Genomic DNA, 18,855 nt, shown 5'->3' on the forward strand with positions numbered 1-18,855 from the left:
GGGGCGTGGGGCTGGGGCTGCGGCAGGCGTATCGGCCGGTGCGCCGGTCGGCGTCGTGTCGGTCTGGGCGGTCGCGGCGGTCGCGGCGAAGACCGCCAGCGCGCTGATCCCGATGAAAGTCTTACGCATAGAAACGCTCCTTGAACCCCCGGAGCTGCCGCCTAGCGCGAATGATGTATCATATCAAAAGGAGATGTTCGCAGCTGCGGAAAATTGGATGGCTGGTTGTTGCCATGATGCAACATATCATCCGGGACGGCCGGGCGTCAGGGTTTGTCGTAGGGGGTGAAGTCGGTGAAGCGGCAGGAGGGTGAGGGGATCGACAGGCCGGGTTCGATCAGCCGGAACCGGTCGTTGCGGCAGAGCTGGCCGCCATAGATGTCGACGATGATCGTCGACTGCGGGCGCAATTGCGGACAGGGGCCGACCGGGCCGGTGCGCCAGACGCGCTTGCCCGACTGGCGATAGAGGATGGTGGTCGCGTCGAGGATCGTCGGTCCCTGGACCAGGCCGATGCCGATGCAGCGGACCGGCGTGCCGGCGATGCGCCCCGCGAGCGGATCGTCGCGGCCGGCGACGAGCGTCAGCGCAAGCGCGGCGAGGGCGGCGATCCGGCCGGAGCGCGGCATCCTCACCGAACCTTCCGATAGGGGACGAATTCGCCGAAGCTGCAGCTGCCGCTGGGGAAGCGGCTGGCGCGGTCGATCGTGTTGGCGATGTCGCCGCGGCAGAGCTGGCCCGAGGGCGTCCGCGTGATCAGGATGTTGCGGTCGAGATCGCCGCACCCGCCATTGGTCTCGGTCCGGTAGATCGTGCCGTTATTGACGCGGTAGAGGAACGTCGAGCCGTAGCTGGTCACCTGTTTCTGGCCGAGGGCGTTGAGGCACAGGGTCGGCTCGCCGGGGGTCAGCCCCTTGAGCGCGGTCGCGAGCTTTTGCTGCGTTTCGGTTTCGCGCTGCGCGATCTGCGCCTGTTCGCGCGGGGTCGCCGTACAGGCGGTGGCGGCGATCGTCAGGCAGAGCAGCGATAAGCGTGTCATGATGCGCATGCGGTTTCCTTTGCGCCCCCAAGCGTACAGCATAGCCTATTCAGCCCTTGAACGCATCCTTTGCCGCGCGGCGTTCGCCGAGCTCGGCGGCCGAGGTCGCGCGGAGAAACGGATTGGTCGCGCGCTCGAGCCCGATCGTCGTCGGCACGGTCGCCTCGCCGCGCGCGCGGGCCGCGTCGACCTCGGCCATCCGGTCGCGGATCGCGGCATTGTCGGGCTCGGCGACCAGCGCGTAGCGGCCGTTCGACTGGGTATATTCATGGCCGCAATAGACGCGCGTCTCATCGGGCAGCGTGGCGTAGCGCTGCATGTTGGCGAACATGTCGGCGGGCGTGCCCTCGAACAGCCGGCCGCAGCCCATCGCGAACAGCGTGTCGCCGGTGAAGATCACCGCGTCGTCGGCGAAGTGGAAGGCGATATGGCCCTGCGTATGCCCGGGCACGGTCATCACCTGCGCGGCGTGCGCGCCGAGCATGACGACGTCGCCCTCGGTCACGCTGCGGTCGAGCGTCGGGATCTTTGCGGCCTCGGCGGCGGGGCCGGTGACGGTCGCGCCCCGAGCACGGATCGCGGCGTTGCCGCCGGTGTGATCGGGATGCCAGTGCGTCGTCCAGACCTGATCGATCCGCCAGCCGCGCGCGGTCGCCGCGGCGATCACTGGATCCGCCTCGCCCGGGTCGAGCGCAACCGTGGTGCCGCTGTCGGGATCGTGGATCAGCCAGGCGTAATTGTCGCTGAGGACGGGCACGCGGATGATGTCGAGGGGCATGGCAGGCTTTCGAAGGCGGTGGCCAGGTGTGGCGCCGGGGTCGGGGGGGATGCAAGGACAACGCATGAGCGGGCGGTCGGGATGCGCGTGCGACCGTCGGTCTCGACTTCCGGCGGCGGGCGGGCGAGGGTGGTGAAAACATTGAGAGGATCCGCAATGAAACTGGCCAGCCTGAAGGACGCAGATCCAGCCCGGGGCCGTGACGGCCGGCTCGTCGTCGTGTCGAACGACCTCGCCTGGTATGCCGATGCGACGCATATCGCTCCGACGCTGCAGGCCGCGCTCGACGACTGGGACCGGCTTGCGCCGATGCTCGAAAATCTGTCGACCGATCTCGAGCACGAGATGATCCCGATGCGGCGCTTCCACGAGCATGACGCGGCGTCGCCCTTGCCGCGCGCCTATCAGTGGGCGGATGGCTCCGCCTATGTGAACCATGTCGCGCTCGTGCGGCAGGCGCGCGCCGCCGAGATGCCCGACAGCTTCTGGCACGATCCGCTGATGTATCAGGGCGGGTCGGACGGGTTTCTGGGGCCGCGCGACCCGATCCCGCTCGCCGACGAGAGCTGGGGCTGCGACATGGAGGGCGAGGTCGTCGTCGTCACCGGCGACGTGGCGATGGGCGCGAGCCGCGACGAGGCGCTGGCGGCGGTGCGATTGGTCGGGCTGACCAACGACGTGTCGCTGCGCAACCTGATCCCGGCCGAGCTGGGCAAGGGGTTCGGCTTCTTCCAGTCGAAGCCCGCCAGTGCGTTTTCACCCGTGTTCGTGACGCCCGAGTCGCTCGGCGACTGGTGGCAGGACGGCAAGCTGCACCGCAAGCTGATGGTCGACCTGAACGGCCAGCCCTTTGGCCGCGCCGAGGCGGGCGAGGACATGACGTTCGATTTCGGCACGCTGATCGCGCACGCCGCCAAGACGCGCAAGCTGGGCGCAGGGACGATCGTCGGGTCGGGCACGGTGTCGAACCGCGGCGCGGATGGCGGGCCGGGCAAGCCGATCGCAGAGGGCGGGGTCGGCTATTCCTGCCTGGCCGAAGTGCGGACGATCGAGACGATCGCGGGCGGCGCGGCGGTGACCCCGTTCCTGAAAAAGGGCGACACGGTGCGGATCTGGGCGGAGGACGACCGGCATCGCCCGATCTTCGGGGTGATCGAGCAGACGGTAGAGTAGCGCGCGACCCGGCTAGGGGCGCTCGCCATAGGCCTTGCGCTGAGCCGCGGTAGCCCGGTCCCACCATGCGCGGGCGAGCAGATCCGCGATCCGCTCGCCCGCGCCGGTGCCGTAGCGGACCAGCACCGCCGGCCAGCCGTCATAATGATCGGTCTGCCAGAAGGTCGCGGGGTCGGTGTCGAGCAGGATGTCCTTCTCGTCGAGGCCGATATGGAGCACGAAGCTGCCGGGATCGGGCGCGGTGGTGGACGCGAGCGTCTTGCCGCGGAACCTGAGTGCGGGCCGGCCGTAACTGGTGCCCGGCTCGACACCCGGCAGCGTGCATCCGATCGCGACGACGGCGTCCCAGTCCTGCAGCATGTCGCCCTGTCTCCCCCGTGTCCGCCCGCGTCCGCAGGCTCATGCTATCGCATTGATCGCACGGCGTTGCACGCCGCCTGTGCGAATGCGGCAACCGGGCAAAACTCCCTCTCGCCAATGCCGTTGAAATTTTATAACAAGGCCGCGAAGAGCGATCCGGCGCGTACGCCGCCGGGCGATGGAGATGGAGTGACGATGGCCAGCGAGCACCCTCGCGCCGATTCGGAGCCGCTGCGCAATCTACCCGGATTGACGCTGCATGTGCCCGAACCGAAGTTTCGACCCGGCGATCCGGTCGATTTCGCCGAAGTCGACGTGCCGCCCGCGGGGCAGGCGCGGCGCCCCGATACCGCGGACAAGGCGAGCGATTTCACTGATCTCGCCTATACGCTGGTCCGCGTTCTCGACGACGAGGGCCATGCGGTGGGGCCGTGGGATCCCAAGCTTTCGCCCGATATGCTGCGCCGTATGCTGCGCAGCATGGCGCTGCTCCGTGCGTTCGACGAACGCATGTTCCGCGCACAGCGGCAGGGCAAGACGAGCTTCTACATGAAGGCGCTGGGCGAGGAGGCGGTCGCGGTCGCGGCGGCCTATGCGCTCGATTACGAGGACATGTGCTTCCCCTCCTACCGCCAGCAGGGGTTGCTGATCGCGCGGGGCTGGAGCCTCGTCGACATGATGAACCAGATCTATTCGAACACCGCGGACAGGCTGGGCGGCAAGCAGCTGCCGATCATGTATTCGGTCAAGGAAGCCGGGTTCTTCTCGATCTCGGGCAACCTCACGACGCAATATCCGCAAGCCGTGGGCTGGGCGATGGCGTCAGCGGCGAAGGGCGACACGCGGATCGCGGCGACCTGGTGCGGCGAGGGATCGACCGCGGAGGGCGACTTCCATTCGGCGTGCACCTTTGCCGCGGTCTACCGCGCGCCGGTGATCTTCAACGTCGTCAACAACCAGTGGGCGATTTCGAGCTTCTCCGGGTTTGCGGGCGCTGAGGCGACGACGTTTGCGGCGCGGGCGGTTGGCTATGGCATTGCCGGGCTTCGAGTCGACGGTAACGACGCGCTGGCCGTGTACGCAGCCACTGAATGGGCGGCCGAGCGGGCGCGGACCAACCAGGGGCCGACGCTGATCGAGCATTTCACCTATCGCGCGGAAGGCCATTCGACCTCGGACGATCCGGGTCAGTATCGCAGCGAGGGCGAGCCCAATGCATGGCCGCTCGGCGACCCGATCAAGCGGCTGAAGGATCATCTGATCGCGATCGGCGAATGGGACGACGAGCGCCACGCGGCGCAGGACAAGGAGCTCGCCGAGCAGGTCAAGGCCGCGCAGAAGGAGGCCGAGAAGAACGGCATCCTCGGCCACGGGCTGCACCAGCCGCTCGAATCGCTGTTCGACGGCGTGTTCGAGGAGCTGCCCTGGCATCTGAAGGAGCAGCGTCAGCAGATGCTCGATGAAGAGGCGGCAAGCGGCCGTCCATGGGATCGCAAGGCATGAGCGACATGATCGAGACACCCGGGTCCGAAACAGCGGACGGCGGCGAAACCAGCCGGATGAACATGATCCAGGCGATCAATTCCGCCATGGACATCATGATGACGCGCGATCCCGACGTGATCGTGATGGGCGAGGATGTCGGCTATTTCGGCGGCGTGTTCCGCGCGACCGCGGGGTTGCAGGCGAAACACGGCAAGACGCGCGTGTTCGACACGCCGATCACCGAATGCGGGATCATCGGCGTCGCGGTCGGCATGGGCGCGTACGGGCTGCGCCCGGTCCCCGAGATCCAGTTCGCGGATTACATCTATCCCGCGCTCGACCAGCTCGTGTCCGAAGCCGCCCGGCTGCGCTATCGCTCGGCGGGTGAGTTCACCTCGCCGATCACGGTGCGATCGCCGTTCGGCGGCGGCATCTTCGGCGGGCAGACGCACAGCCAGAGCCCCGAGGGACTGTTCACGCACATGTCGGGGATCAAGACGGTGATTCCGTCGACGCCCTATGACGCGAAGGGCCTGCTGATCGCGGCGATCGAGGACAATGACCCGACGCTCTTCTTCGAGCCCAAGCGCATCTATAACGGACCGTTCGACGGCTATTGGGATCGGCCGTCGCAGAACTGGTCGAAGCACCCGGCCGGCGAAGTGCCGAACGGGTACTACAAGATCGAGCTCGGCAAGGCGAAGATCGTCCGGGCCGGCGAGGCGCTGACGATCCTCGCCTACGGCACGATGGTGCATGTCTGCGCGGCGGTGATCGCCGAGACGGGGATCGACGCGAGATCGTCGACCTGCGCACGCTCGTCCCGCTCGACATCGAGACGATCGAGGCGTCGGTGAAGAAGACCGGGCGCTGCATGATCGTGCACGAGGCGACGCGGACCAGCGGGTTCGGCGCGGAGCTGTCGGCGCTGGTGCAGGAGCGGTGCTTCTACCATCTCGAGGCACCGATCGAGCGCGTGACCGGGTTTGACACGCCCTACCCGCACAGTCTGGAATGGGCCTATTTCCCGGGGCCGGTCCGTATCACCGAGGCCCTCAAGAAGATCATGAAGGACGCATAATGATGCGTTCACCCACCCCCCGTTCGCTTCGAGCGCAGTCGAGAAGCCTTCGGAATCCCTCACACAAGTTTCTCGACTTCGCTCGAAACGAACGGAATTTTCTGATGGCTCGCTTTACCTTCAAACTGCCGGATATCGGCGAAGGCATCTCGGAGGCCGAGATCGTCGCATGGCACGTCGCGATCGGCGACCGCGTCGAGGAGGATTCGCCGGTCGCGGACATGATGACCGACAAGGCGACGGTCGAGATGGAGTCGCCCGTGTCGGGCGTCGTCGTCGAGCTGGCGGGCGAGGTCGGGGATCAGGTGTCGATCGGTGCCGCGCTGGTGGTGATCGAGACGGATGCGGTCGATGCCGGGGGCGAGGTCGTGGCGGCGCCGTTGACGGCGGCGCAGGCGGAGACGGCGGAGCAGTATGAGGCGGAGAATCCGGGGGTTGAGGAGGTGGTCGAAACGCCGACCGCCACCACCCCGGCGGAGGCCGGGGCCCAAATGGGGGGCGCCGGTAACGATGCGCAGTCCGTTATTACGTCGACCTCTCCAACTGGACCCCGGCCTTCGCCGGGGGGGGAGTGACGAGCAGGTCGCTGCCGCCAAGGCGCATGCGCTGGCGTCGCCCGCGGTGCGCGCGCGGGCGCGGGATCTGGGGATTGATCTGGCGTCGGTGAAGACCGAGTCCGACCGGGTCCGTCATGCCGATCTCGACGCGTATCTGCGGTATGGCGCGGGTCAGGGCTATCAGGCGCCGGGGGCGAGCCGGGCGCGCGCGGACCAGCCGATCAAGGTCATCGGCATGCGGCGCAAGATCGCCGAGAACATGGCCGCGTCGAAGCGCGCGATCCCGCATTTCACCTATGTCGACGAGATCGACGTGACTGCGCTGGAGGCGATGCGTGCGGATCTGAACGCCAATCGCGGCGGGCGGCCCAAGCTGACGATGCTGCCGCTGATGATCGTCGCGATTTGCAAGACGATTCCTGACTTCCCGATGCTCAACGCGCGCTATGACGACGAGGCGGGCGTGGTGACGCGGCACGGGGCGATCCATCTGGGCATGGCGGCGCAGACCGATGCGGGGCTGACCGTCCCCGTGATCCGCGACGCGCAGGACCGCAACGTCTGGCAGCTCGCGACCGAGATCACGCGGCTCGCCGAAGCCGCGCGTGCGGGCAAGCTCGCGCCGAACGAGATGGGTGGCGGCACGATTACCGTCACCTCGCTCGGGCCGCTCGGCGGGATCGCGACGACGCCGGTGATCAACCGGCCCGAGGTCGCGATCATCGGGCCGAACAAGATCGTCGAACGCCCGGTGTTTAGGGGCGACGAGGTGGTCCGTGCGAAGCTGATGAACCTGTCGATCAGCTGCGACCACCGCGTCGTCGATGGCTGGGACGCGGCGAGCTTCGTCCAGGGGCTGAAAAAGTATCTCGAGACGCCGGTCCTGCTGTTCGCGGACTGAGGGTCAGCGCGGCCGTGGCGGGGTGGGGCGCGTCTTCAACAGCCATGGTCGCGGGCCGCTGGTCGGGCGGGGCGTGCCGTCGAGCCGCTTTGCGCTGATCAGCGCGACGCGGTTGAGGATCATCTGGCCCTTGAACGCGTCGAGCCCGCCACCGGTCGGCTTGGCGAGGATGCGGCGGACCGTGTCCATGCCGCCGACGACATGGCCGAACGCCGCATAGCCGAGATAGCCCGGGCGCGCGTCCATCGCGGGGGTCGGGCCGATGGTGATGAAGAAATTGCCGCCCGCCGAGCCGGGCTCGCTGCCGCGCGCCATCGAGATCGTCGCATCGAGATGGCGGATGCCGGTCTGCGTCGTCGTCTCGAGCGGGAAGGCGGGCAGGATGCGCCGCGCGTCGGTGCGGATGCCGCCTTGGATGAAGCCGAACTTCGGCGCCTTCTTGCTGCGCGCGGCGCGGTAGAAATCGGTGCCGTCGAAGCGGCCGTCATCGACATAGGCGAGGAAGTTCGCGCTGGTCTTGGGGGCATGGCGCGTGTCGAGCGCGAGCGTGATCGGGCCTTCCGAGGTGGTGAGGCGGACGCGGACGGTGCCGGGTTTCGCGGGGGTGGGCTTCTGGGGGGCGGCGGTGGCCGGGGCGGCCAGCAGCGCGAGTGCCGGGAGGAAGAGGAAACGCATAGGCGGGGCACGACCTTGTCATTCTGAACAGGGGTGGCCCTGTATACGTCCCGTCATCCTGACGAAAGTCAGGACCCAGGGTAACGGGGTGCGGCGCGTGTGGCTCTGGGTCCTGACTTTCGTCAGGATGACGGGTTGGGGGCGGGGTTACCCAGCCCCCCGTCGCGTCAGACGATCTCGAACAGGCCGGCGGCGCCCATGCCGCCGGCGGTGCACATCGAGACCACCACATAGCGGACGCCGCGCTTGCGGCCCTCGATCAGCGCGTGGCCGACGAGGCGCGAGCCGGTCATGCCGAAGGGGTGGCCGACCGCGATCGCGCCGCCATTGACGTTGTACCGCTCGGGATCGATGCCGAGATGGTCGCGGCAATAGAGGCATTGCGACGCGAACGCCTCGTTCAGCTCCCACAGGCCGATGTCCGCGACGGTCAGCCCGGCGCGGTCGAGCAGCTTGGGGATCGCGAAGACCGGGCCGATGCCCATTTCGGCAGGATTGCAGCCCGCGGACTGGAAGCCGCGATAGATGCCGAGGATCTCCTTGCCCTCGGCCTCCGCGGTCCGGCGGTCCATCAGCAGCTGTGCGGACGCGCCGTCGGACAGCTGGCTGGCATTGCCCGCGGTGACGCTGGTCCCCGGGCTGGAGAAATCGCCGCCCGGCCAGACGGTCTTGAGCCCGGCGAGCGCCTCGGCGGTAGTGCCCGCGCGGATCCCCTCGTCCTGGCTCAGCGTGACGCGCTCGCTGCCGGTGCGCGCGCCTGCTTGTCGAACAGCGCCTTCTCGACGGTGATCGGGACGATCTCCTCGGCGAACGCGCCGCTCGCGAGGCCGGCGGCGGCGCGCTGCTGGCTCATCGCGGCATAGGCGTCCTGCGCCTCGCGGCTGATGCCGTATTTGCGCGCGACGATCTCGGCGGTCTCGATCATCGGGATATAGGCGGCGGGCTCGCGCGCGGTGACGCTCTGGTTGACGTAGCGCGGCGCGTCCTTGGTCACGGTGTAGCTGATCGATTCCATCCCGCCCGCCAGCGCGACATCGGCCTCGTCGCAGATGATCGTGCGGGCAGCGAGCGCGACCGCGGTCAGTCCCGAGCCGCATTTGCGGTCAAGCGTGACCGCGGGGACCGATTCGGGCAGGCCGCCGGCGAAGAGCGCCATGCGTCCGGCATTGCCGCCCTGCGTCCCCCATTGGTTGCCGACGCCCCAGAACACCTCGTCGATGCGCGCGGGGTCGATCCCGGCGCGCTCGACCGCCGCGTTCATGACGTGTCCGCCGAGCACCGGTGCCTCGGTCGCGTTGAACGCGCCGCGATAGGCTTTGCCGATGGCGGTACGGGCAGTCGAGACGATGGCGGCTTCACGCATGCTTGGACCTTTCGAGGACCGGGTATGGTCAAGCGTCGTCTAGGGATTCGGTCCGGCGTTGGAAAGAGCCCGGCGGGCGAGGCGCGCCTGCCAGAGCATCAGCAGCGGTACGACGAGGATTTCCATGCCGAGCCCCAGCACATGCCCGCGCGACGGCATGCCGACATCGATCAGCGAGACGAGCCGCGCGAAGCCGCCGACCACGATCAGCGCGCCGAGCAGCCGGAAGCGCGGGCCCTTGGTCTCGATATGTGGGATACAGCTGAGGAAGCCGAGCCCGGTCGCGAAGAAGATGCCCGAGATATAGCGGAAATGGCTGTCGAGATCGCGGGGCACGTCGGCGAGGTGGCCGAACGGCGCGGGGCCGTGGACGATCCCCTGACCGCCGACGAGCAGCGGCAGGAGGCAGGCGATCGCGACGACGCCCTGCAGCAGGCGGTGTTCGAGCGTCATGTCAGCTTGTCGAGCAGTTCGGGGTTGTCGAGCAGTTCGGGGCGGATGCGGAAGGCGACCAGCGAGATCCGGACCTCGATCATGAAGCTGGCAAAGGCGGCGATCAGCAGGATCATCGCAAGGATGAACGAGACCGCGACATAGGTCCCGAAGTGCAGCTTGGCGAGTTCGGCGATGAACAGCAGCGCGATGACGATACAGGTCATGATCGCGCTCGACACCGCGAGGAAGAGCGAGGCGTTGATGATCGTCATCCGCCGGTCGAGCAGCCGCAACTCCCAGATATGGCGGATGCGTTCGGGCCCCGCGCTGCTGGGATGGAGCTTTTCGAGCTGGCGGGCGCGGTCGATGACGCGCGAGAGGCGACCGGCGAGCACGTTGAGCAGCTGGCCGATGCCCGCGAGCATGAAGACGGGCGCAAGCGACAGCTGGATCGTCTGCGCGATCGTCGAAACGGCGGGAAGGGGTATCATCCTGATCATCATGCGGAATAACCGCGCCGGAGGGAAGCCAATCCCGCCCCCGCCCTGAAGCCCCGCGGCGCCCGGTGCGATCCTGCACTACCTGGTAAGGGATTGCTGCTAGGGGGCGTGCGATGTCGAAGCCGATGCTCCTGTCCGACCGCGTGCCGGTGCCGCCTAGCGCGCAGGCAAGCGTGGTCGAGGGCCTGAGCATCGCGATCGACGCGGTCGCCGCGCGCGCGGCGCCGAGCCACCGGTTCCTGCGCTATGGCTGGTATGCGGCCGCGCTGAGCGCCTATGGCGGCCGCGCGAAGACGCTGGTGGTCGAGGAGGACGGCGTCGCGGCGATCGCGTTGCCGTTCGTCGCGCTCGGCCCGGCCTGGCTGCGGCTGGCGACGGTCGCCGGGCTGCTACTGGCCGTTCCGCAGTTTCGGCATGGCGATGGGGCAAGCGAGGCAGCACGCGCGGCGGCGCTGCGCGGCTATCCGCGCAGTGCAACGGCCTGCGGATCGGCCCAGTTCAGGACGCGATCCGGCGGCGGACGCGCTGATCGCGAGCGCGCGGGCGGCGGGCTGGTGCGCGATCGACCGGCACCTCGGCGACGCCTGGGTGCTCGACCTCGTGCCGAGCGTCGATGGCGAGCGCTGGCCGCGCAACTCGACGCTGCGCAAGAACCGCTTTCACGAAAAGCATCTGGCCGAGCATGGCGCGCTCGACTGGCAGGCGCTGGCGGGGGCGGACTGGCCGGCGCGGTTCGCCGATCTGGGTGCGGTCGAGCAGACGAGCTGGGTCGACAAGGAGACCGATCGCCGCGACATGAAATTCACGACCGACGGGCATCTCGCCTTCTGGCAGGCGGCGGCGGTCGATCCGGTGCTGGCGGGGATGTTCCGCGCGGCGCTGCTCCGCGTCGACGGCGTGCCCGCCGCCTTCTCGTTCGACATCGACACGGGGGCGCTGATCTACGCGATCGCCAACAGCTACGACCCGCGTTTCGCCAAGCATTCGCCGGGCAAGCTGCTCTACTGGCGCAACCTGGTCGCGGCGATGGCACGCGGCGCGACCAGGGTCGACTGGGGGCGCGGGCGACAGCGGCTACAAGCGGGTGATCGGCGCGGCGGAGGGCGCACCGATCCGCGACTGGCTGTTGCTCAGGCCCGGGCTGCCCGCGATTGCGGGTCGCGCGCTGGCCGGCTGGTGGCGGCGCAGCGGCGGGCGCTAGTCGCGGATATAGCGGAAATACCATACCTCATGGCCCTGGCGCCGGGCTTTCCGCTCGTAGCGCGTCTCGGGCCAGTCGTCGGGGCGGGTCAGGAAGTCTTGCGGGGTGCGCGCCTGCCAGGTGAAGTCGCGGCGCTGGTCCATGATCATCATCGACCAGCGGCAATAGGTCGGATCGTCGGTGCCGAGCCGGAATTCGGCACCCGGCTTCAGCTTGGCGGCGATCGTGTCGAGCGGACCGTGATTGACCATCCGCCGCTTGGCGTGGCGCGCCTTGCGCCAGGGATCGGGGTGGAGGAGGTAGAGCCGGTCGAGGCTGGCATCGGGCAGCCGCTCGATCACCTCGAGCGCGTCGCCCATATAGAGCCGCACATTGGTCAGCCCGCCGTCGCGGATATGGCCGAGCGCGCCGACGACGCCGTTGAGGAACGGTTCGCAGCCGATGAAGCCCACATCCGGATTGGCCGCGGCCTGGCCGGCGAGATGTTCGCCCGCGCCGAAGCCGATCTCGACATGCAGCGGACGGTCGTCGCCGAACAGGGTCGCGGCGTCGACGATCCCCGTCTCGGGAACCGACAGACGCGGAAGCATCTCCTCGACGAGCGCGGACTGGCCCTGGCGAAGCTTGTGGCCCTGGCGACGGCCATAGAGGCGGCGAATGGTGGCGGGATCGTTCATCGCCGCGCGCTCTAGCGGTCGATTGCGCGGGAGCAAAGCACGTAGCGGTCCGTTACAAGGCCGTAATGGCCGAAAACAGCACCACCACGTCGGACACCGGGTCCGCACCCGAGGGGGCCGAGCAGGACGTCGAGGACCTGAAGGCGGCGGACGCGGGCGATCTCCACCGCGCGGTGCGCGAGGCGGGCGAGGAGGAACTCTCGCGCCCGGGGGTCTCGCTGTTCTTCTCCGCGCTCGCGGCGGGGCTGGCGATCACCGCGTCGCTGGTCGCCGAGGGTGCGCTCCACGCCGCGCTGCCCGATACGCCGTGGCGCGAGCTGGTCGTGTCGCTCGGCTATCCGGCGGGGTTCCTGGTCGTCATTCTCGGTCGGATGCAATTGTTCACCGAGAGCACGATCAGCGCGATGCTGCCGCTGGTGACCAAGCCGTCGCGCTGGGCGCTGCGGCGGACGTTGCGGCTGTGGGGCATCGTGTTGGGCGCCAACCTGCTTGGCACCGCGCTGACCGCGGCGGCGATCGCGGGCGGTGTGCTCGGCGGGGCGGAGCTGCGCGAAGCGATGATCGCGGTGTCGATGCGGATCACCGAGCTTGGCGCCTGGGCGACGTTCGTCAACGCGATCCCGGCGGGGTTCATGATCGCGATCCTCGCCTGGTCGCTGCCCAATGCGCGCGGCGAGGCGTTCATGGTGATCTTCGCGGTGACCTATGTGGTGGCGATCGGCGGGTTCAGCCATTCGATCGTCGGATCGGACGAGGCGTTCCTGCTGCTGTTCACCGGGCATGTCGATCTGGTCCGGACCTTTGCCGGACTGTTGCTGCCGGCGATCATGGGGAATCTCGTCGGTGGTGCGGGGGTGTTCGCGCTGCTGGCGCATGCGCAGGTGCGCGGCGAAATGCGACAGAAGGACTGATGATGACGGGCAAGAGCAAGAGTGCGGCGGCCAAGATCGCCGAGGCCGACCGCAAGGCGACCTACAAGCTGGCCGAACACCGCGATGCGCCGGTGGTGAAGGCGACCGGCTTTCTCGCCGAGGTTGCCGACCAGCCGCAGCTGATCGCGACGTCGATCGGCACGCTGGTGATCGGGCTGGTCGCGCGGCGGCCCGACCTGATCCGCGGCGGTGCGCGAATGCTCGCCTCGCATCTGGCGGCGACCGCGGCGAAATCGGTGATCAAGCATTCGGTCGACCGGACGCGGCCGGGCCATGCGCTCGACACCGGCAAGGCGCGGTTCGAGACGGGCGACAGCGACGATCACAAGCAGACGTCCTTCCCCTCGGGTCATACCGCAGGCGCGGTCGCGGTCGCGCGTGCGGCGTCGCGCGATATCGACGGTGCGGCGATGCCGTCGGCGCTCGCGACGGTCGCGGTGGCGGCGGCACAGCCGGTCAACGGCAAGCATTATCTGTCCGACCTGGTCGTCGGCGCGGCGGTCGGCTGGATCGCCGAGGCGGCGGTCAGCGCACTGTTCGACCGTGTCGCGCCGGTCGTCGAGCATGTCACTGAAAACACGCAAATATCCGCGGATCACGATCCCGCGACAGTGCCGAACGGGGCCGAGGGAACCGTTCCGCCTGCGTGACGGTTTGGATGGCCTCACAAGAGGGATTTATACATGAAGACCATTGCTACCGCGCTCATGCTCGCAACGCTGACCATTCCGCTCGCAGCCTGTGGCGGCAAGGGTGACGACAAGCTGGGCAGCCAGGTCGAAGGCGCCGCGGAAAACCGCGCCGACGCGCTCGAGGCGGCTGCCGACAATCTCGAGGATCGCGCCGAGGCGGTTCGCGATCAGGGCGAGAAGCAGGGCGAGGCGGTCGACGACGCGGATGTGAACGCTGCCGCGATGTCGAACGAGCAGAAGGCGGCCCTCGTCAACGGCAGCGCCGCACTGCGCTAAGTACAATGATGCCCGTCCCCGCCGATTCGGGCGGGGGGCGGTATCGTCGGCGGCGCCTGGGGCCGACCGACGATGTTGGGGGGGATGCATGATGATCAACCGGCGCCGGCTCGAAACGGGCGGATTCCTGATATTCCTGGTGGTGATCACGATCGCGCTCGTCGTGGTCGTCTGGTCGTACGCCCTGGCGCTGTTGTGGGCCGCGCTCGCCGCGATCCTGTTCCAGCCGCTGTTCCAGCGCCTGCTGGAGCGGATGCCGACGCGTCGCAACACCGCCGCTGCGCTGACGCTGCTGATCATCCTGTTCGCGGTCGTCGTGCCGAGCATGATCATCGGCGGGATGATCGTCGACCAGGCGGGCACGGTCTATACCCGCATCCAGAATGGCGAGATCAATTTCGCCGCCTATTTCAACCAGGTGCATGATGCGTTGCCGACGCGCCTGCAGACGCTGCTCGACAAGGCCGGGTTCGATTCGATCGAGCGGATCCAGGCGCGACTGTCGCAGACGATGGGCAACAGCGTGCGGACCATCGCCAGCCAGGCGCTGTCGATCGGGCGCAACGCCGCCGCCTTCCTGCTCGCCTTTGGTATCGCGCTGTACGTGATGTTCTTCCTACTGCGCGACGGCGAGACGATCGGGCCGAAGATCTGCGACGCGCTGCCGCTCGAGCGGTCGGTGACCGCCGCGCTGGTCGACAAGTTCGTGTCGGTCGTGCGTGCGACGATCAAGGGCACGGTGATCGTCGCGCTCGTCCAGGGCGGGCTGGGCGCGGCGACCTTCTGGATCGTCGGGCTGCCCGCGGCCCTGCTCTGGGGCCTGCTGATGGCGCTGACCTCGCTGCTGCCCGCGCTCGGGCCGGCGATCGTCTGGGTTCCGGTCGCGGTCTATCTGCTCGCGACCACCGCGATCTGGCAGGGGCTGGTGGTGATCATCTCGGGCGTCGTCGTGATCGGCATGGCGGACAATATCCTGCGACCGATCCTGGTCGGGCGCGACACGGGAATCCCCGATTTCGTCGTGCTGGTCAGACGCTGGGCGGGATCGAGCTGATCGGCCTGAGCGGTATCGTCGTCGGGCCGCTGGTCGCGGCGCTGTTCCTGGCGTCGTGGCAGATCCTGACCGAGCAGCGGCATCGGCAGCGCGCGAGCGCGCCGCTGGTCGGCGACGCGGCGGGGACCGACCGGTCGGCGCCCGGCTGATCGTTTCCGATCCGGCGTAGCGGACATGAAAAAGCCTCCCCCGGACGGTCCGGGGGAGGCTTTTCTGTATCATCTATTCGGCGAAGTGCGTCAGGCGGTTGCGGCCTTCAGCTTGTCGACCAGATCGGTGCGCTCCCAGGTGAAGCTGTCACCCTCGGGCTCGCGGCCGAAATGGCCGTACGCCGCGGTCTTCTTGTAGATCGGCGCGTTGAGCTTGAGGTGCTCGCGGATGCCCTTGGGCGTCAGGCGGACGAGCTTGGGCAGGACCGCCTCGAGCCTGGCCTCTTCTACCGTGCCGGTGCCGTGCGTGTCGACATAGACCGACAGCGGCTCGGCGATGCCGATCGCGTAGCTCAGCTGGATCGTGCAGCGGCGGGCGAGCCCGGCGGCGACGACGTTCTTCGCCAGATAGCGTGCGACGTAAGCGGCCGAGCGATCGACCTTGGTCGGATCCTTGCCCGAGAACGCGCCGCCGCCATGCGGGGCTGCGCCGCCGTACGTGTCGACGATGATCTTGCGGCCGGTGACGCCGGCGTCGCCGTCGGGGCCACCGATCTCGAACGCGCCGGTCGGGTTGATGTAGATCGCGGTCTCGTCCGAGATGAAGCCCGCGGGCAGCACGTCGGTGAACACGCCCATGACATAGTCACGCAGCTCGGCGTACTTGGCCGGATCGGGGTTCTTGCCCTTTTCCGAATAGCCCGGTGCGTGCTGGGTCGAGACGACGAGCGCGGTCGCGCGGACCGGCTTCTCGTTCTCATAGGCGAGCGTCACCTGGCTCTTGGCGTCGGGCTCGAGGAACGGGGCTGCGCCCGAATGGCGATCGGCGGCCATCCGCTCGAGGATCTTGTGGCTGTAGTAGAGCGTCGCGGGCATCAGGCCGGGCGTCTCGTCGGTCGCATAGCCGAACATGATGCCCTGGTCGCCGGCACCCTCGTCCTTGTTGCCGCTCTCGTCGACGCCCATCGCGATCTCTGCGGACTGGCCGTGGAGGTTGTTCTCGAAACGGAACTCGTTCCAGTGGAAGCCCGACTGCTCGTAGCCGATTTCCTTGACGGTGTTGCGGACGGCGGCCTCGATCTCGTCGAGCACGCCATCGGCCCACTGGTCGTTCTCATAGATGCCCTTGCCGCGGATCTCGCCGGCGAGGACGACGAGCTGCGTGGTCGTCAACGTCTCGCAGGCGATGCGTGCCTCGGGATCCTTGGCGAGGAACAGGTCGACGATCGTGTCGCTGATCTGGTCGGCGACCTTGTCGGGATGGCCTTCGGAGACCGACTCGGAGGTGAAGAGAAAGGACTTGCGCATGAAACCTCTTCGCAAAAGGCCCGGCGGTGGGACACCGCGGAGCATCATATAAGGAAAGCTTTATATGTCCTTCTAGCGTTCGCGGCGGCGCAGGGCAACGGCCAAGGCGATCATCGCCGCCATGACCAGCCCCGCCGCCAGATTGCCGAGCCGCGCAAACAGCGTCACCGGCAGCGCGGGCGGCATCGGCAGCTCGGCCGCGCCCGCGGTTTCATGCGCGACGGTGGCGAGCAGGCGACCGTCCGCGGCGATGATCGCGGAGATGCCGGTCGGGGTCGCGCGGACGATCGGCAGCCCCTCCTCGATCGCGCGCATCCGCGCCTGGGCGAGATGCTGCGGCGGGCCCCAGCTGCCGAACCAGGCGTCGTTCGAGGGGTTGAACAACAGCCGCGGGCGGTGCGCGCGGTCGACCGTCTGGCCTGAGAAGATGATCTCGTAGCAGATCTGGATGCCGATCGACCCGAAGCCCGCGAGCGTCAGGTTGCCCGGCCCCTCGCCCGAGGTAAAGTCGATGTCGCCCGGGACGAGCCGCGCGAGCCCGAGCGGTTTGAGCAGCCACGGCATCGGCAGATATTCGCCGTAGGGGACGAGATGCGCCTTGTCGTAGCGACCGCGCAGCCGCGCCTGTGCGTCGATCGCGAACACCGAATTGGTCGCGCCCGCGATCCGGTCCTCTTGGTCGAACGACAGCGACGTGCCGCCGGTCAGCAATATGTCGTCGGGGCCGAGCAGCCGCGCGATCCGGCGGCGCAGATAGGCCGGGCTCGACCAGTCATAGGCGTAGAAGGGATAGCCATCCTCGAGATAGTCGCGCACCACCCCCTCCGGCCAGACGACGAGGCGGGGGGTGGCGCCGGGCGTGCCCGACAGCTTTTCGAGCGCGGACAGCACGCGTTCGCCGTCCGATTCGCTGCGATCCTCCTGGCCGATATCGGGCTGGACGACGCGGGCGGCCCTTTGGGAAAGGGCCCAAATTTCCCGGGAAATTTCCCGGGAAATTTGGGTTTAAACCCAAAGGGCCCTTTAAACCCGGGTTTAAACCCGGGTTTCCCTTTGGGAAAGGGCCCAAATTTCCCGGGAAATTTCCCGGGAAATTTGGGTTTAAACCCAAAGGGCCCATAACCGCGCGTTAAACCGGTTCCTTGGAAGGCCAATTCCGGAATTCCGGAATTGGTTAACCAAGGCCTTAACCGGTTAACCGGTTCCTTGGAAGGCCAATTCCGGAATTCCGGAATTGGTTAACCAAGGCCTTAACCGGTTAACCGGTTCCTTGGAAGGCCAATTCCGGAATTCCGGAATTGGTTAACCAAGGCCTTAACCGGTTAACCGGTTCCTTGGAAGGCCAATTCCGGAATTCCGGAATTGGTTAACCAAGGCCTTAACCGGTTAACCGGTTCCTTGGAAGGCCAATTCCGGAATTCCGGAATTGGTTAACCAAGGCCTTAACCGGTTAACCGGTTCCTTGGAAGGCCAATTCCGGAATTCCGGAATTGGTTAACCAAGGCCTTAACCGGTTAACCGGTTCCTTGGAAGGCCAATTCCGGAATTCCGGAATTGGTTAACCAAGGCCTTAACCGGTTAACCGGTTCCTTGGAAGGCCAATTCCGGAATTCCGGAATTGGTTAACCAAGGCCTTAACCGGTTAACCGGTTCCTTGGAAGGCCAATTCCGGAATTCCGGAATTGGTTAACCAAGGCCTTAACCGGTTAACCGGTTCCTTGGAAGGCCAATTCCGGAATCCGGAATTGGTAACCAAGGCCTTAACCGGTTAACCGGTTCCTGGAAGGCCAATTCCGGAATTCCGGAATTGGTTAACCAAGGCCTTAACCGGTTAACCGGTTCCTTGGAAGGCCAATTCCGGAATTCCGGAATTGGTTAACCAAGGCCTTAACCGGTTAACCGGTTCCTTGGAAGGCCAATTCCGGAATTCCGGAATTGGTTAACCAAGGCCTTAACCGGTTAACCGGTTCCTTGGAAGGCCAATTCCGGAATCCGGAATGAGTAACCAAGGCCTTAACCGATTCCGGAATTCCGGAATTGGTTAACCAAGGCCTTAACCGGTTAACCGGTTCCTTGGAAGGCCAATTCCGGAATTCCGGAATTGGTTAACCAAGGCCTTAACCGGTTAACCGGTTCCTTGGAAGGCCAATTCCGGAATTCCGGAATTGGTTAACCAAGGCCTTAACCGGTTAACCGGTCCTGGAAGGCCAATCCGGAAT

The 18,855-nt window shown here is 67.0% G+C and carries 16 protein-coding genes and 4 pseudogenes; 9 read left to right on the forward strand and 11 right to left on the reverse strand.

What is annotated here, in order from left to right; all coding sequences use genetic code 11:
- Positions 1-266: 266 nt before the first annotated feature.
- Genes NI18_RS13725 through gloB form a run of 3 tightly spaced genes read right to left on the reverse strand, consistent with a single transcriptional unit; the run spans position 267 to position 1,817 of the window.
- Positions 267-629, reverse strand: coding sequence for a hypothetical protein (locus NI18_RS13725; protein ID WP_037530564.1), 363 nt, complete (start codon positions 627-629; stop codon positions 267-269).
- 2 nt (positions 630-631) lie between these two features.
- Positions 632-1,039, reverse strand: coding sequence for a hypothetical protein (locus NI18_RS13730; RefSeq protein WP_156360474.1), 408 nt, complete (start codon positions 1,037-1,039; stop codon positions 632-634).
- 49 nt (positions 1,040-1,088) lie between these two features.
- Positions 1,089-1,817, reverse strand: coding sequence for a hydroxyacylglutathione hydrolase (gene gloB / locus NI18_RS13735; protein ID WP_037530568.1), 729 nt, complete (start codon positions 1,815-1,817; stop codon positions 1,089-1,091).
- A gap of 156 nt (positions 1,818-1,973) precedes the next feature.
- Between gloB and NI18_RS13740 the strand changes: the two genes are divergently transcribed.
- On the forward strand, positions 1,974-2,990 hold the full coding sequence (locus NI18_RS13740; protein ID WP_037530570.1) for a fumarylacetoacetate hydrolase family protein: 1,017 nt from the start codon (positions 1,974-1,976) through the stop codon (positions 2,988-2,990).
- 12 nt (positions 2,991-3,002) lie between these two features.
- Here the strand turns inward: NI18_RS13740 and NI18_RS25095 are convergent, their stop codons facing one another.
- Positions 3,003-3,350, reverse strand: coding sequence for a hypothetical protein (locus NI18_RS25095; protein WP_037530572.1), 348 nt, complete (start codon positions 3,348-3,350; stop codon positions 3,003-3,005).
- 195 nt (positions 3,351-3,545) lie between these two features.
- Here NI18_RS25095 and NI18_RS13750 point away from each other — a divergent pair, with 195 nt between their 5' ends.
- The 3 genes and pseudogenes from NI18_RS13750 to NI18_RS13760 all read left to right on the forward strand — a co-directional run bounded on the left by NI18_RS13750 (position 3,546) and on the right by NI18_RS13760 (position 7,374).
- A complete protein-coding gene (locus tag NI18_RS13750) occupies positions 3,546-4,853 on the forward strand; it encodes a thiamine pyrophosphate-dependent enzyme (protein ID WP_037530587.1) in 1,308 nt (435 codons plus the stop codon).
- A 56-nt stretch (positions 4,854-4,909) separates the two neighbouring features.
- Positions 4,910-5,916: pseudogene (locus tag NI18_RS13755) on the forward strand (alpha-ketoacid dehydrogenase subunit beta).
- A 104-nt stretch (positions 5,917-6,020) separates the two neighbouring features.
- Positions 6,021-7,374 (forward strand): annotated as a pseudogene (locus NI18_RS13760) (dihydrolipoamide acetyltransferase family protein).
- 3 nt (positions 7,375-7,377) lie between these two features.
- Here NI18_RS13760 and NI18_RS13765 read toward each other — a convergent pair.
- The 4 genes and pseudogenes from NI18_RS13765 to NI18_RS13780 form a co-directional block, all read right to left on the reverse strand.
- A complete protein-coding gene (locus tag NI18_RS13765) occupies positions 7,378-8,049 on the reverse strand; it encodes a peptidylprolyl isomerase (protein ID WP_037530574.1) in 672 nt (223 codons plus the stop codon).
- Between the two features lie 167 nt (positions 8,050-8,216).
- Positions 8,217-9,412: pseudogene (locus NI18_RS13770) on the reverse strand (acetyl-CoA C-acyltransferase).
- 39 nt (positions 9,413-9,451) lie between these two features.
- Positions 9,452-9,865, reverse strand: coding sequence for a DUF4345 domain-containing protein (locus NI18_RS13775; RefSeq protein WP_037530576.1), 414 nt, complete (start codon positions 9,863-9,865; stop codon positions 9,452-9,454).
- Positions 9,862-10,338 (reverse strand): DUF2721 domain-containing protein, encoded by a 477-nt coding sequence (locus NI18_RS13780; RefSeq protein ID WP_031440529.1) that lies wholly within the window; start codon positions 10,336-10,338, stop codon positions 9,862-9,864. The genes NI18_RS13775 and NI18_RS13780 overlap by 4 nt, the downstream gene beginning before the upstream one ends.
- A gap of 429 nt (positions 10,339-10,767) precedes the next feature.
- Here NI18_RS13780 and NI18_RS27105 point away from each other — a divergent pair.
- A pseudogene (locus tag NI18_RS27105) lies at positions 10,768-11,361 on the forward strand (GNAT family N-acetyltransferase); the annotation flags it as partial.
- A gap of 183 nt (positions 11,362-11,544) precedes the next feature.
- Here the strand turns inward: NI18_RS27105 and trmB are convergent.
- The gene (gene trmB, locus NI18_RS13790; protein WP_037530578.1) at positions 11,545-12,225 is read right to left on the reverse strand and encodes a tRNA (guanosine(46)-N7)-methyltransferase TrmB; all 681 of its coding nucleotides are present in this window, start codon (positions 12,223-12,225) and stop codon (positions 11,545-11,547) included.
- Between the two features lie 65 nt (positions 12,226-12,290).
- On the opposite strand from trmB, the gene NI18_RS13795 reads away from it, so the two are divergent.
- The 4 genes from NI18_RS13795 to NI18_RS13810 all read left to right on the forward strand — a co-directional run bounded on the left by NI18_RS13795 (position 12,291) and on the right by NI18_RS13810 (position 15,179).
- Positions 12,291-13,136, forward strand: a complete 846-nt coding sequence (locus NI18_RS13795; RefSeq protein ID WP_037530580.1) for a formate/nitrite transporter family protein — start codon at positions 12,291-12,293, stop codon at positions 13,134-13,136.
- Positions 13,137-13,138: 2 nt separating this feature from the next.
- Entirely contained in the window at positions 13,139-13,807 is a 669-nt protein-coding gene (locus tag NI18_RS13800) for a phosphatase PAP2 family protein (protein WP_084215210.1), read from the forward strand.
- A 33-nt stretch (positions 13,808-13,840) separates the two neighbouring features.
- The gene (locus NI18_RS13805; protein ID WP_042466252.1) at positions 13,841-14,125 is read left to right on the forward strand and encodes a hypothetical protein; all 285 of its coding nucleotides are present in this window, start codon (positions 13,841-13,843) and stop codon (positions 14,123-14,125) included.
- Between the two features lie 91 nt (positions 14,126-14,216).
- Complete coding sequence (locus NI18_RS13810; RefSeq protein WP_347574859.1) at positions 14,217-15,179, forward strand: AI-2E family transporter; 963 nt, start codon at positions 14,217-14,219, stop codon at positions 15,177-15,179.
- A gap of 239 nt (positions 15,180-15,418) precedes the next feature.
- On the opposite strand, the gene metK is transcribed toward NI18_RS13810, so the two are convergent.
- Both metK and lnt read right to left on the reverse strand, forming a co-directional pair.
- A complete protein-coding gene (metK, locus tag NI18_RS13815) occupies positions 15,419-16,636 on the reverse strand; it encodes a methionine adenosyltransferase (RefSeq protein WP_037530583.1) in 1,218 nt (405 codons plus the stop codon).
- Between the two features lie 72 nt (positions 16,637-16,708).
- Positions 16,709-17,635 (reverse strand): apolipoprotein N-acyltransferase, encoded by a 927-nt coding sequence (lnt, locus tag NI18_RS13820; protein WP_084215208.1) that lies wholly within the window; start codon positions 17,633-17,635, stop codon positions 16,709-16,711.
- Positions 17,636-18,855 lie beyond the last annotated feature (1,220 nt).

The sequence above is a fragment of the Sphingomonas sp. Ant20 genome (assembly GCF_000783375.1).
GTDB lineage: Bacteria > Pseudomonadota > Alphaproteobacteria > Sphingomonadales > Sphingomonadaceae > Sphingomonas > Sphingomonas aerolata.

Excerpts from the sequence above, each read along its gene's own strand:
- gloB (WP_037530568.1), bottom strand. The coding sequence starts at position 1,817 with ATGCCCCTCGACATCATCCGCGTGCCCGTCCTCAGCGACAATTACGCC.
- NI18_RS13725 (WP_037530564.1), bottom strand. The coding sequence starts at position 629 with ATGCCGCGCTCCGGCCGGATCGCCGCCCTCGCCGCGCTTGCGCTGACG.
- NI18_RS13750 (WP_037530587.1), top strand. The coding sequence starts at position 3,546 with ATGGCCAGCGAGCACCCTCGCGCCGATTCGGAGCCGCTGCGCAATCTA.
- NI18_RS13810 (WP_347574859.1), top strand. The coding sequence starts at position 14,217 with ATGATCAACCGGCGCCGGCTCGAAACGGGCGGATTCCTGATATTCCTG.
- NI18_RS25095 (WP_037530572.1), bottom strand. The coding sequence starts at position 3,350 with ATGCTGCAGGACTGGGACGCCGTCGTCGCGATCGGATGCACGCTGCCG.
- NI18_RS13805 (WP_042466252.1), top strand. The coding sequence starts at position 13,841 with ATGAAGACCATTGCTACCGCGCTCATGCTCGCAACGCTGACCATTCCG.
- NI18_RS13775 (WP_037530576.1), bottom strand. The coding sequence starts at position 9,865 with ATGACGCTCGAACACCGCCTGCTGCAGGGCGTCGTCGCGATCGCCTGC.
- NI18_RS13780 (WP_031440529.1), bottom strand. The coding sequence starts at position 10,338 with ATGATACCCCTTCCCGCCGTTTCGACGATCGCGCAGACGATCCAGCTG.
- NI18_RS13800 (WP_084215210.1), top strand. The coding sequence starts at position 13,139 with ATGACGGGCAAGAGCAAGAGTGCGGCGGCCAAGATCGCCGAGGCCGAC.
- NI18_RS13730 (WP_156360474.1), bottom strand. The coding sequence starts at position 1,039 with ATGACACGCTTATCGCTGCTCTGCCTGACGATCGCCGCCACCGCCTGT.
- NI18_RS13740 (WP_037530570.1), top strand. The coding sequence starts at position 1,974 with ATGAAACTGGCCAGCCTGAAGGACGCAGATCCAGCCCGGGGCCGTGAC.
- trmB (WP_037530578.1), bottom strand. The coding sequence starts at position 12,225 with ATGAACGATCCCGCCACCATTCGCCGCCTCTATGGCCGTCGCCAGGGC.
- metK (WP_037530583.1), bottom strand. The coding sequence starts at position 16,636 with ATGCGCAAGTCCTTTCTCTTCACCTCCGAGTCGGTCTCCGAAGGCCAT.
- NI18_RS13795 (WP_037530580.1), top strand. The coding sequence starts at position 12,291 with ATGGCCGAAAACAGCACCACCACGTCGGACACCGGGTCCGCACCCGAG.
- NI18_RS13765 (WP_037530574.1), bottom strand. The coding sequence starts at position 8,049 with ATGCGTTTCCTCTTCCTCCCGGCACTCGCGCTGCTGGCCGCCCCGGCC.